General features: G+C 45.3%; 7 protein-coding genes. All 7 read right to left on the bottom strand.

The genetic code is table 11. The features are described 5' to 3' along the window. Positions 1–34 precede the first annotated feature (34 nt). Complete coding sequence (locus FIV01_RS19440; RefSeq protein ID WP_152432594.1) at positions 35–679, bottom strand: hypothetical protein; 645 nt, start codon at positions 677–679, stop codon at positions 35–37. Beyond that, positions 676–2,265, bottom strand: a complete 1,590-nt coding sequence (locus FIV01_RS19435; RefSeq protein ID WP_152432593.1) for an MDR family MFS transporter — start codon at positions 2,263–2,265, stop codon at positions 676–678. The genes FIV01_RS19440 and FIV01_RS19435 overlap by 4 nt, the downstream gene beginning before the upstream one ends. Then, the gene (locus FIV01_RS20845) at positions 2,262–4,814 is read right to left on the bottom strand and encodes an amino acid adenylation domain-containing protein (RefSeq protein WP_246210546.1); all 2,553 of its coding nucleotides are present in this window, start codon (positions 4,812–4,814) and stop codon (positions 2,262–2,264) included. The genes FIV01_RS19435 and FIV01_RS20845 overlap by 4 nt, the downstream gene beginning before the upstream one ends. Then, entirely contained in the window at positions 4,775–6,358 is a 1,584-nt protein-coding gene (locus tag FIV01_RS20840; RefSeq protein ID WP_246210495.1) for a condensation domain-containing protein, read from the bottom strand. The genes FIV01_RS20845 and FIV01_RS20840 overlap by 40 nt, the downstream gene beginning before the upstream one ends. A 91-nt stretch (positions 6,359–6,449) precedes the next feature. Then, positions 6,450–11,975 carry a type I polyketide synthase gene (locus tag FIV01_RS19425; protein WP_152432592.1) on the bottom strand — a complete coding sequence of 1,842 codons (5,526 nt, stop codon included), beginning with the start codon at positions 11,973–11,975 and terminating at the stop codon, positions 6,450–6,452. Positions 11,976–12,112: 137 nt separating this feature from the next. Beyond that, on the bottom strand, positions 12,113–12,388 hold the full coding sequence (locus FIV01_RS19420; protein WP_152432591.1) for a phosphopantetheine-binding protein: 276 nt from the start codon (positions 12,386–12,388) through the stop codon (positions 12,113–12,115). 16 nt (positions 12,389–12,404) lie between these two features. Continuing rightward, a complete protein-coding gene (locus FIV01_RS19415) occupies positions 12,405–13,901 on the bottom strand; it encodes a non-ribosomal peptide synthetase (protein ID WP_152432590.1) in 1,497 nt (498 codons plus the stop codon). Positions 13,902–13,924 lie beyond the last annotated feature (23 nt).

Raw genomic sequence — 13,924 nt, 5'->3', positions numbered from 1 at the left:
TGATGTGTAAAGTCTGCCCATAACGATCAATCTTCTACGGTGATGAGTCGCCTGTTGAAGATTTGATTGACTTTTCTGACGCCAAGCGAAAGCTAGGCCAATAAAAACTAAAACAAATCATGGCGATGGTCAGAGGCCACGCGCCAACAAAAACAAAATAGTCCGCATAATTTGGTAGATCACTTGCAAACATAACCACAAGCAGTGCTTTAACTGCGTAAGCAAACATCCAAGCAAGAGACACCTCTTGCCATACCCGAGCGTATTTAGGCGTGCCGTATACAGACATCTGAGTCAAACGAGGAAGCGCATTTTCCGCTTGCGTTCGCACCACAGGGCGGCCAATAAAGGAGTAGAAACCAAACACAAGAATAACCGAGAGAGAACCACCCACAGACAGTAAAACGCTCTCTTCGCCAATTCCCAAAAACCGGTAGCCATGCAAATATAAATAGTGAACGCAACCTGACGTTAAAATAAGCGCAATAATAGCCAAGGAGCCAGTGCGTCGACTAAACATCTCTAGCGCCGCTGAATAGCATGCCGTGATGATTAAAGCTAAACCAGCACCCAACACCCAAAAAGCAATATTGTATATAAGGATAGGGATAATAATCGTCATGCGAGCTTCACGAGATAACAAATAGCTGCTGATCCCCATGGACTTTTTATCACTCATATTGCTTCCTCCTGCTTAAGTTGAAGCCGAAAATCACGGTTTGAACACAACACCATAATTGCCGTTGCCAGCATCATGACACCCATGATCATAAATAGATCGTTAAATGCCATGATTTGTGACTGCACAGCCATTCTTTCTCCAAGAATGTTGACGGCCGTTTGCTGCAGGTGTTCGTTATCTGTCGGTAGCCCCTGATTTAAAAGAACATTTTTTACATCGCCCAGATAGTGGTAAAACTCTTGGCTACCAATTGAGACTCTGGATTTAACCGCATCGAGGTGAAAATCAATCCGAGTGATGAAATACGTCGACAATATTGCGGTGCCCATCGAGCCGCCAATACTGCGAAATACGTTAATCAAAACCGCAGAGGATGCAGCATCTTCTGCTTTGATGTTTTGCGTCGCGAGCATAGAAAGAGGCACCATGATAAAGGGTTGACCCAATGCTCTTACCAACATGGAAGCAATCATCTGCGGCCCTGCAAAATCGGCGCTCATGAAACAATCCATAAATGAGCTGATGGCTAATCCCATAAAGCCGATGAAGATAAGATACTTAGGATTGTATCGACGAATCAGATAGGGAATGAATGGTAAAATCACCAGCTGCGGTAGCCCCATCCAAATCACCACATGACCTATTTCTGTTGCGTTGTAATCATGAATCATGGTGAGGTAATAAGGCACCAGAAATAAGGTGCCGTAAATCGCCGACCCCAACATGGCAAAAATCAATAAGGCATGAGTATATTGCTGATCCCTAAACAAACGAATATTGATTAGTGGATGACGACATACTATCTGATCGTACACAAAGACAATAAAACTGATGGCCGAAATAAAGGTTAAAATGCAAATCATCCTTGAATCGAACCAGTTTTCATCTCCACCTTTTTCCAAGATAACTTCTAAGGTGCCAAGAAAAACCATCACAGTCACGACGCCCAAATAGTCACCTTGGCGAATAATTTTCCAATCAATGATGGGGTGTTTCATAGAGCGCTGAATCAACACCCAAGCCAATACTGAGGGGAAGACATTGACGTAAAAAATCGCATGCCATGAGAAGTGCTCGGTAAGCCAGCCACCGACGGCAGGTCCAATCGCTGGCGCAAACGTCGCAATAATACTAAATAGCGACATCCCCATCGGCCTTTTCTCTTGTGGCAGAATTTCAATAATGAGCCGAAACGATAAAGGAATAAGCGCCCCGCCGCAAAAACCTTGCATAGCCCGAAATACAATCATGGATTCAAGATTCCACGCCATAGAGCAAAGTAGCGAGGAGAAAAGAAACCCACCAATACACCATAGAGAGTATCGCCCTGTCCCCAAAGCTTGAGATAACCACCCACACAGTGGAATCGCTACGATTTCGGCCGTAAAGTATGAAGTCATCAACCAAGAAGCATCATCCAAGGAGGCAGACAACGCCCCTTGTATGACTTTCATCGATGAGTTGGTGATCTGAATATCCAATATGGCCATAAAGCCACCGATAAGACCGCCAACTATCGCCCACCATTCCTTGTTTGAAACAACGACTTCATTCTCCTGCGTCGCCGTAGCAATACTGGTCAAATTTGGGTCTCCTGCAGGCCATGTGCCAATTGAGTCACGAATGGAGCATTCATCATAGAGATATGATCGCCCAATGCTGGAATGACACTCACAGGCTGCTGGCTAAAGGCTTGCCAGCCCAGTCCCTTTTCACTCAAGCGGATACGGCCGGGTAATATCTCTTGCGCCTCTGCAACAATCACTTGTCCACCATACACACGTCCTTGATATTGATCGGTTGCTGTCATGTGCGCTTGTAAGATAGTCAGAAAATATTGAAAGTCTTCCGCGCTGATATTGTCTGGTACCATTTGGGCACGGCGAAAGCCATCGAGAAACACATGGCTTCTCGCAATATCGGACATGGCAGCCAATTGGGGACCTGAAGTATTAAATGATACTCCAGTAAACCGCTCTACTTTGTGCGCAAAATAGGCCAGCCTTTCATGCTCTTGCATTATTGCACTATCATCAACAGTCACTTGAGGCGCTGGCTGATCAAACACCAAAACTTTGGGTTGATTACCCGTAAGCTGCTCAATCTGACAAGCCATTTCAAACGCTATCGTTGCACCTAAAGACCATCCACCAATAATAAGATCAGAATGCTGAGACAGCGTGCCCAATTGCTCTACGTAATGTTCAGCCAAACGAGACAATTCATGATTGTATTCAGCCACAGTGCTAAAGTCTGACACTTGAATACCATAAACAGGATAACGCTCATCTAAGCCGCGAGTAAACTCGTCATAGCACAGTACATTTCCACCAGCCGGATGGACTAAAACCAAGCTCGGATGGGTCTCTGAACTGCCTTTGTTTAAAAGCACTAAAGATTGACGCCCGCCAGTACTTTCCGAATATTGCTCGATGTACATGGCTAGCTCGACTATGCTGCTGTGTGCAAAAAACTCGCCTAAGGTCATTGCCATGGAAAATGCTTTATTCACTTCAATCAGAAGTTTCAAAGCACTGATCGAGTTGCCGCCAAGATCAAGAAACTTGGTTTCCGTGCTCACAATATCGCGGCTTAACACCCTGTGGTAAATGGCCCGTAAACGCACCTCCATATCATTTTTGGGCTCTACTGCATTGTTACCTTTATTATTTATCGACTCTTCAGGCAACTGTCGGTAGTTTATCTTTCCACTGGCTGTCATGGGCATAGACTCAAGCCAAACCCAGCTCTCAGGATGCATATAAGCAGGCAAACTTTTTTCAACTTGCTGCTTAATGATTGATTGAGTTTCGCTATTGGTTTGCTGTGGAGAACAGCTCACATAGGCGATCAATTGACTTAGCTGATCTTGATGCTTTTGAATCACGGCCGCACTCTCAACACAATCTTGCTCACTAATGGTTTTTTCAATTTCGCCGAGTTCGACCCTAAAGCCTCTGACCTTTACTTGCCTATCCAACCGGCCAAGATACTCAAGATCGCCATGGCTGTTGAATCGACCTTTATCTCCTGTGCGGTACAAGCGCTCTCCCGCTAGATATGGGTGGTCGATAAACTGACGTTGACTGATGTTAGATTCACCTATGTACCCGCTTGCAATTTGTCGGCCCCCAATACAAATTTCACCCACCAAACCCGAGGGCACAAGCTGCTGGTTCGCATCCAAAATCAATACATGATTGCCGTTTAAAGGCTGACCGATTGGAACAAACTTAGCGTCTAATTGGGTTAACTCATTTGGTAATAAATATGTGGTCACCCCAACAGTACATTCTGTTGGCCCGTAGTGGTTCACAAGGCGGCAGTCCGGCCTTAAGGTTTTGACTTTTTTCACCAAGGAAGCAGGTAAGGCTTCTCCTCCAAGAACTAGAGTGCTTTTGGGTAACAGATCCCTTGCATTGGCAACATTCAACAAGGCAGAAAGATGCGTAGGGGTTATTTTAGCGCAATCAATCGGATGGTCTTTTAGGTGAGCTACCAGTGTTTCAGGGCTTTCTAACATCTCTTTGGTGATAATAACCAGCTCTCCTCGCCCAACAAGAGCAGGAAATAGCATGGTATGAGCGAGATCAGTTGAGAATGAAGAAAACATTCCATAGCGAGCTTGTTCAGATTGCGCCAATACTGGTGCAACCGATTGACAATAGGCACTGATCTGCGAGTGGTAAACGCACACACCTTTTGGCTTGCCCGTGCTGCCTGATGTGTAAATAATATAAGCTGGACGCTCACTGTTAGGGTTGGTAAACAGGTTTTCCTTTGATAATTCATCGCCTTCTCGTACATCCAGTAGATCGATCCAGCTTACTGATGTTCGCTGCGCAAGGTCTTGTAAGTGTTGTGGGATCTTTCCTGCGTATACAAGGTTGTTAACTTTTGCATCGTTTAAGATGTACTCAACTTTTGACTCCGGCAAATTGATATCGATAGGAAGATAACAGCCACCCGCTTTGAGAATTGCCAAAATAGCAACCACGCTGAGTTCACTTTTATCCATCGCGATAGCAACAGGTTCACCTAGGCTGACCCCCTCTAACAGTAGCCTTTGCGCTAGCTGGTTAGCTGAATGATTTAATTCTTGGTAACTAAGCGTGCGATTAGCGCAGCGCAGCGCAGCGCAATATCATCGGGGAAATTTTCTGCATTATGCTCAAAGTTAAGGTGGATCGGCTGTAGTGACGTCTGCTCTTTAGCAGCGCAGTTTTCAAGTAGTTGCTGCTCTTCACTCTGAGTCAGCAAAGACAAATCAGCAATTGTCTTATCTGGCGTTTCTACAATAGCAGCAAGAATTGTATTTAGACCATCGAGCATTTTTTCTATTGTCGCGCGTTCAAATAGAGCCGTATCATAATTAATGGTGCAAACTAAACCTTCTCCGTCTTCCTCTAACCATAGATTTAGATCCAATTTGGCGACACCATAATCGACCTTTAATGGCGTATAGCTAAATCCTTTTTGTCCACGTGAATGTGGGTAGACTTGGTAACTTAACACGGCTTGATACAGTGGGTTGATTGCTAATTCACGTGGATGATCAATAGCCTCAAGGATACGATTAAAGGGCACATCCTGATGTGTCATTGCCTGCGAGCTTTCTTTTTTCGCAGCTTCAACAACAGATGCTAAGCTCGTGTGACTATCTAATTGAAAACGCAGTGGCAGGGTATTCATGAAAAGCCCCAACATATCTTGCGTTTTAGCATCCAGACGATTAGCGAAAGGAACACCAACAATGATGTCTTGTTGACCACTGTATTTGTGTAAGAGCAGTTGGTAGGCTGCCAGCATTACATGAAAAGTGGTCGCACCTTGCTTGGCAGCAACCGATTGAAGCTTTTGGCAAACGTCTCCACTAAGAAACTTGCTGACATAACTGCCTGCAAAGCTCATGATATCGGGGCGAGGATGATCCGTGGCAATATCAAGAATCCCTTCTGCTCCGCTTAGCTTATCACTCCAGTATTCAATACCCTTTTGGTATTTTCCTTGCTCAAAATAGAGGCTTTGGTCTAGCGCATATTCCGTAAATTGAGGCGCTTGTTCATTACCATGCCCAAAATAGGTTTTCATGAACTCCAAAAAGCATAAACTGACCGTCCAGCCATCGGAAATAATGTGATGAAAGGTCAGCATGACGACGTATTCACCAGGCTGTGTCTTCACCATTCTCCAGCGAAATAATGGCCCATTTTCTAGGTCAAAAGATTTACATCCTTCTTCTTTTGCCACCTGCATGATCCAATAGTGTTTTTCCTCTTCAGGCATAGACGAAATATCATCAAAGCCAGCATCCATCGTCACTTTGTCATCAATATATTGGCACGGCTCGTTGTCAACAATTCGGATCTTAGTTCGAAATATATTATGGCGATCGGCCATTTTGTTTAATGTGTCTTGAAGACGATCGGGGCTAAATTCATGGTCAATGTGACAAGTAACCGCAAGCGGATTGTTGTAAGCTTTGTTACCTTTTTGGTACTGCTCTAACGCCCAAATACTCTTTTGTGCATCAGTCAAAGGAAAGATCTTTCGATTGTTATCCGATGTTGGATTCGCTTTTGTGAGCTGTGCTTTGCTATTTTTTTTCTCTCTAGCAAGTCTTTTGAGCTCTTCAATCCCCATTGATTGCAAAATTTTATGTGTTTTAGTCGTCACAGCCATGCCCCTATCGTATTTGGTCGATTAGGCTGCTCACGAAAGCAGCCAAAAATTCATGTGATGCCCAAGCTTTGCTCGGGCATCATTTTTACTCACTTTCTAATAGTGACTCGAAAGCTTGAATGACTAATCCAGCAAGCCCTCTTACGGTTTGGTCTTGATAGAAAAGATCCACTCGGATATCGACTTCGAACTTGGCCGATACTTTGGAGACAATTTGCACCGCAAGCAGAGAGTTGCCTCCAAGTTCAACAAAGTTGTCATCGATTCCTATCCCTGAAATTCCCAAAACAGACTGCCACACAGCAATGACTTCTTTCTCAATGTCATTTTCCGGCGCTACATACTCAACGGAAAGTTCAGGGCGAGCATGACCTTGGTTTGCCTCTGAGTCGGTCGCGATGGTTTCTACCTCTTCTCGCTCTGGAATCGCTTCGTGAATAAGCTGGCCCAAGTCGCTCGTCACTACCACCATTTGCTCAAACTCTAAGTGAGCTAACTGACGCTTGAGTGCATCCAGTCCTTCGTAGAACATGATGTCTTTGTCAGACACATTGACATCAAACCTTGCCTTACTTGACGTTGAGACTGAGTCTTGCACTTGGTTATCTGCTTTCATGCGAACCAAGGTGTAATTCTCTATCACCATTAATGGCTGACTCTCTGCGCCCAAGAAAGTGATATCCATGATGATGGTGTTATCTTCTTCTTTGTAGGCTTGCTTTAGCTTGATATGGGCATAGCAATCCCCGTCAAGCGGCGCTAAGTAGCTGACCTTACCGTAACTAATCGGCAAGAAGTTTTCTTTTGAGATCAGGTTGATACAACGAATCGACACAGAATCTATTACCGCTGGGTGATAGGGGTACTGCTCGAAATCACCCTGATACTGAGCATCAAGTTCTTTGTGAATCAGCCACTCATTATCCCCTTGCCATGCTGTCTTAGTGGTACTCCAGCGGTCACTAAGAGAGAGGAAAACCTCGCCAGTTATCGCATTGATGTACTCTTTGCCAACATCCTCTTCGTCTAAACGCTCACTGCAACGCGTTTGAATGGCTTCGAGTGGCTCAATATAAGCGGCAAGACTTTCTGTAGTCTCAACTCCAGAACCAAGATTACCGATGGCATGCTCTTCCCAATCAATCTCTCGAATACCTCGGCTACGCAGGCTAAAGCTATAGCCAGTGCCTTCTGCGCGAACAAATAAGCGCATTTCACGTGGCCAAGCGTTGTGATAAATAGCCGGTTTGGTCAACAGCAGATTTTTCACCTGCAGCGGCTCTTGCGGTTTGAAGTAATTGACGAAGTTATGCAGCATAGACAGTATGGTGGTTCCGACCATGGTTGGCTGCTCAGACAAACAATGCTCGTTCAATACCCAGTCTTTTTGGACATCGAGATTCACTCGATACACTTCTTCTAGACCTTTACGATCAACCAGTGTCAATAGCTCCGAATCTTCAGGTTGAGCCAGCTGCGCTTTTTTCTCATCCAATTCACGGCCATATTGAACCGCCATGCCGACATCGCCCCATTTACCCCAGTTTATTGAAATAGTGCGGCCATTACGGTTCTGGTTACGATAGCTGGCGTAGGTATCTAAAAAGGCATTACCCGCGCAGTAATCAATACGTGCTTCATCTGCTTGTATCGATGTGATGGAAGAGAACAGCACCATAAAATCAGGTTGATTGTCTTTGGTTAATTCATCGAGGATAAGGCTTCCCGTCAATTTGGGATCAATAACGCTCGCGCAATCTTGATCAGATTTTAGTGGAATAATTCCTCCACCCGCAATACCCGCAGTATGGAAAATGCCGTCAAATCTTGGGTAGCGCTGACACATTTTCTCCATTTCGGCGTAGTCACAAACATCGACTTGAACCAAGTCTATGGTGTTACCCATTTCCTCAAGACGAAGAATGCTCACCAGCTTCTCACTCATGGCATCATCGACAGGATGTTGCTCGATCCAAGCTTGCCACTCTTCCCTTGCAGGTAAACTACTGCGGTAAGTTAATACCAGTGTCGCATTACACAATTCACTGATATGGCCTGCGACTAACATACCAAGGCCACCGAGCCCTCCGGTAATGAGATACACGCCCTCATCTTTGAACTCTGCGCTAATACCTGACACTTGCTCGTGCAAACGAACCGCTTGATATTCCTCTTCCCAGCGGCAACCGCTTCGATACGCCACTAGTTTACCGTCTGTCGCAAGGTCAGTTTCAGCAATTAAGTAATTGGCTACTTGCTGGTTGTATTGGTCAATCTCACCCTGTTCATTAAGTGGGAGATCGATATCAACCAAATGACACTGTACATCTGGATATTCGTGATAGAAGACTCTAGCAGGACCAACAAGCAAGGCTTTCTCTGGGCAAATAACCTTTTCACCTGACACACTAAATGTGTTGTTGGTAACGAATAATAAGCGCACCCTATCTAACACATTTTCACTCACCAAGGCTTGCTGTAGATACAATGGCGCATAGAAAGAAGCGTATTGACCATTCTGGCACTGCTCTAGATCCAACCCTTTATGCTGAGGTGACAAGTTCCACATATCGGCAATACGCACTGGCGCCATACCCTGTGCTTTGATTGCCTGAAGTAACTGAATGTAATCTTCACGCTCACGAGGGTTAATGATGAAGTTGAAGGTATGATCTTCAGGTACTGAATTATCAACATAACTGTCCCCTTGAAGCACGCTCACAATACGTGCACCAGTCTCACGTAGCTGAGTTTGCATTTGGGCAGCAACACCGTATTCATCGGCAAATAGGACCCAGCAGTCCGTCTCGTTTTCAGCCTTCTCGTTTGGCATAAAAGCCGCGGGAACAGTACGTTTCCATGCTGGCATGTAAAACCAATCTGCAATATCTTGTTTTTTGCGTTTTAGAGAAGATTCATCAACCGCTAGGGATGGACTATCCGCATTACCGCCTTGAATGCTCGGCAGCTTAAACTCGTTTCGCTCGAACGGATAACCAGGTAAAGATACACGGCAACGACGCTCACCTGTGTACAATAGCGACCAATCCACTTTCAGGCCGTGCGCCCACATAGAGCCGAGTGCTGAGACGAGATATTGACCTGATAGCGCCACTTCTTTTGCCGTGGGGAGCGAAGAGAATATATCCGCTTCAACGTCTGTTTCTTCTTTAAAGTGCTGTTTTGCTGCTGATTCTAATGAGCGACCTGGCCCCACTTCCAAAGCAATAAAGCCGTCTTGGTGCTCTTCCATCAAGGTCTTAAACGCATGCGAGAATAAAACCGGATTTCTTACATGGCGCACCCAATAATCACTGTCTTTGGCTAATGCCTCAGAGATCCACTCACCTGTCACCGAAGAGACAAATGGAATTTGCGGAGTGTGAAGCTCGATACCATCTATCACCTGTTTAAACTCAGGCAACATAGGATCCATCATGCTGGAATGGAAACCATGTGAGGTATCTAAGTGTTTGCAGAATATACCTTCTTCTTCCAACTCATATTGGAAGGCTTTCACCGCTTCTAACTCACCTGCAACGACAGACAGCTCTGGGTAGTTAACAGCAGCGATGTCCAAATCCAGATTAGCGATTCTTTCACTTAATTCCGCTTCTTCCATCAATACCGCTAACATAGCGCCTGGCGGCAGAGCTTGAACCAACTTGCCACGAATTGCGACTGCTTTTAACGCCTCTTCTAGAGAGAAAACACCCGATAAACAAGCAGCCACATATTCACCGACACTGTGGCCGATCATCACATCTGGCTGAATGCCCCACGACATCCACAATTTGGCCAAGCTGTATTCGACGACAAACAGTGCCGGCTGAGTGAATTTTGTTTGGTTAATAAGTGCCGCAACTTCTTCGTCCTGTGGAAAGATAATCTCTCTCAGATCTTGTTCAAGGATCGCAGTGAGATAGTCGCAGCACTGATCCATTGCTTGCTTGAAGACGGGATATGTCTGGTAAAGGTCCAACGACATGTTTGCGTATTGGTTGCCTTGCCCTGGAAACATAAAGACCACAGGACGCTTAGACTTGTTTTTAACCGCGACTGGGGATGCCTTGCCCAAAGATTCCAGAAGGGATTCACGGTCTTGGCCAACGACACTGGTTGAAAACTCAAACTGCTTGCGTCCAGTTTGCAGAGTGTACGCAACGTCAGCAAGATTTGCATCTGGGTTCGTTTCTAGATGCGCCGCCATTCGACGTTTCATTTCGCCAAGCGCATTGCGGCTTCTGGCTGAAAATGTCATCAATACCGGGGCTTGGTGCTCATAGCCAGAGGAAAGTTCCGGCGCCGCTTCCAAAATAACGCAGGCGTTAGTACCGCCTACCCCAAACGAATTGACGAGCGCATTATTAGGCTTATCTGACTGCTTAAACGAGGTAAGCTCAGTATTCATCACAAACGGACTGCTTTCAAAGTCGATGTTTGGATTCGGCTTAGAATAATGTAAAGACGCTGGAAGCTGACCAGATTTGAGTGCTAACGAGGCTTTGATTAAACTCGCGACCCCAGATGCTGCATCTGTGTGACCAATATTGGTCTTAACCGAACCTAAACGGCAGAACTGCTTTTTGTCTGTGTACTGCTGAAAGGTCTGCGACAGAGAAGAAAACTCAATCGGATCGCCAAGCGCTGTCGCCGTGCCGTGCGCTTCAACAAAGCGAATATTCTCTACATCAATATCGGCATTCGCAATAGCTTGCTTGGCAACTTCTACCTGCCCTTCAATGCCCGGAGCGGTAAAGCCTGCTTTTAAGCCGCCGTCATTGTTGATTGCACCGCCCTTAATAATTGCGTAGATATGATCGCCATCTTTTATGGCATCTTTGGCTCGTTTCAGTAATACCGAACCCACTCCGCGGCTAAAGACAGTACCATTGGCTCGAGAGTCAAACGCATAGCAACGCCCATCTGCTGAATCCATGCCACCTTGCATATACGGATAGCCACGACGCTCAGGAGTATCTATGGACACACCGCCCGCCACCACAAGATCACTCTCACCGCTTAACAGGCTGTTAATGCCCATTACGACCGCCACCATAGCAGTAGAACAGGCAGTTTGTACGTTGACGCTTGGCCCTTTTAGGTCCAACTTATAGGACACTCGAGTGGTGACATAGTCTTTATCATTGTTGGTAACAATCGATGCACCACTAGCAAACTGAGTCACGCTTGGATGCGAGTGGACTTTGTTCAAATGCCATGCTGCGCCGGTTCCGCCAAAGACCCCAACCTTGCCTGGATAACTTGCCGGAACATAGCCCGCATCTTCAAACGCATGCCAGCTACATTCTAGAAACGCACGGTGTTGAGGATCCATAATTTCCGCATCACGAGGCGTGATATCAAAGAAATGCGCATCAAAATGCTCGGCATTGCCTAAAATACCTCGACGAGGGATATAGTGAGGTGAAGCAATCAGTTCTTCATCAACGCCCGACTCCCTCAGCTCTTGCTCACTGAAAGTGGTAATGGTTTCTAGCCCCTCAGCAAGATTACTCCAAAACGTTGAGAGATCTTCGGCTCCAGGGAATCGGCCTGACATGCCAATAATAGCTATGTCTTTATCGCGCAATGTTGCTTGGTCTTTCATATGCTACCTCATGGTTCTATATCGTGATTTGGTAATAGGGTTTATTGGGTTTCTAAAATCAGGGCAAACGCGTCCCTGCCTCAAGACGAGGGATCGGTATTTCCTAATGACTAAGGTTTAACTAAAGGTATTGATGTTTAAACTTCATCTGATGTTTCACGTAAAACATTCGGATACTTTTTCAATATATTTTTGCTTAGAGACTCAACAGTAGGACATTGAAATAAATCAATAATATTAATCGGAATATCAAGTTGTTTTTTGATTTGGCGATGTACTTTACTCATCAGTAATGAGTTTCCACCGGCATCAAAAAAGTTTTCATCTACCGCTATTTTCTTAACGTTTAATACTGATTTCCAAATAGCAATGATCTGCTTTTCGACTTCAGAGTCCTGTCTGTTGTTTAGCATGTTGTCGCGCCTTCTCTTACTTAGCACTAAGTGCTGATTTACTGATTTTTCCATTGGGGAGTGTGGGTAAACTGTCTACGGCATAGTAGCGCGAGGGTTGCATGTAATAAGGCAGCACTTGTGCCATTTCTCGCTTAATCGCCTGTATATCGGTATCCGTGTCTTGATAAGGGACATAAAACGCCGTTAGGTATTGGTTTTTTCCATCATCACTGTCATCGACTATAACTGCAGCATTTGATATCCATGGCAATGCTTGCAACTGCGCTTCGATCTCCGCCAGCTCAATCCGATGGCCTCTTAGCTTTATTTGTGAGTCGATTCGACCATGAAAAAGCAGTACGCCATCATCTCTAACACTGACAAGATCGCCAGTACGATACATTTTCGATGTCTTGCTGGATGCATAAGGATTTATTAAGAAACGTTCATCGGTAAGGTCTTCACGCTTTAAATACCCCAAAGCCAATATATCTCCGGCCAAGTAAAGTTCACCATTGTGATTGGGCGGCACCAGCTCTAAATTCTCATCCAATACCAGAACTTTCGCATGTGGAATGGGGCGGCCTATCGGCACTATGGTGTCGGCTGAATCAGGCTGACATAACCAATGGCAAGCAAAGATAGTCGCTTCTGTTGGGCCATATAAATTGTGAATTTGACCCTCAAATTGCTTCGATAAATCATTTACCAAGCACTGAGGTAGCGCTTCTCCACCAGAAAAAATGTGTTCAAGTGACTGGCATTGATCTAGGACTCTTTCATCGACAATGATTCTAAGCGCGGTTGGGACAAATTGTGCAACCGTTACTTGATGATGCTTGATAAACTCCGCCAACAATGCCGGATCGTACTTAACTTCTTCACAGATGAGCGCAGTACTCGCGCCCGTGATCAGTGGCCAAAACATCTCCCAAACTGAGATATCAAAACTAAAAGTGGTTTGGCTTAAAACACAGCTATCTTGCTCAAGCTTAAAAGCGTTTTGCATCCAATTGAGATAGTTGATAACGGTATCGTGTTTGACCATGACGCCTTTCGGTGTGCCGGTCGACCCCGAAGTGTACATAATGTAGCAAAGCTGACTATCATCATTGCTAGGCTCAACTGGTAATACTGGTTGAGAGAAATCAGCGGCTGCAATATCTATGATCTGGCAATCTTCTGGCAACCATTCCAATTCGTCCACTCGGTCAGTAACAACCAGCTTGGTTTCAGAGTGCTCAACCATATAAGTTAATCGATTGTGCGGGTAATAAGGATCTAGCGGAAGATAACAAGCTCCAACTTTCATGATACCCAATAGTGTTGAAACAAGATTTTGGCTGCGCTCCATATAAACGCCTACAACATCACCAGAGCTAATCCCCCGCGAGAGCAATTGCTGTGCGATAACATCTGAGCAATGTTCAAGTTGACGGTAAGTGAGATTTCCACCACGACTGCGCAGAGCAATATTATCTGGTGTTAACTGGCATTGTTTAGCAAACTGAAGATGAACTAATGTCGACATATTTCCAAACTCCCACAATTGGA

The sequence above is a fragment of the Vibrio aquimaris genome, assembly GCF_009363415.1.
GTDB lineage: Bacteria > Pseudomonadota > Gammaproteobacteria > Enterobacterales > Vibrionaceae > Vibrio > Vibrio aquimaris.
This window is presented reverse-complemented; position numbering and strand designations above follow the sequence as displayed.

Bases quoted from the DNA above. Each gene is read 5' to 3' on its own strand.
- FIV01_RS19440 (WP_152432594.1), bottom strand. From the start codon at position 679: ATGAGTGATAAAAAGTCCATGGGGATCAGCAGCTATTTGTTATCTCGT.
- FIV01_RS19420 (WP_152432591.1), bottom strand. From the start codon at position 12,388: ATGCTAAACAACAGACAGGACTCTGAAGTCGAAAAGCAGATCATTGCT.
- FIV01_RS19415 (WP_152432590.1), bottom strand. From the start codon at position 13,901: ATGTCGACATTAGTTCATCTTCAGTTTGCTAAACAATGCCAGTTAACA.
- FIV01_RS19425 (WP_152432592.1), bottom strand. From the start codon at position 11,975: ATGAAAGACCAAGCAACATTGCGCGATAAAGACATAGCTATTATTGGC.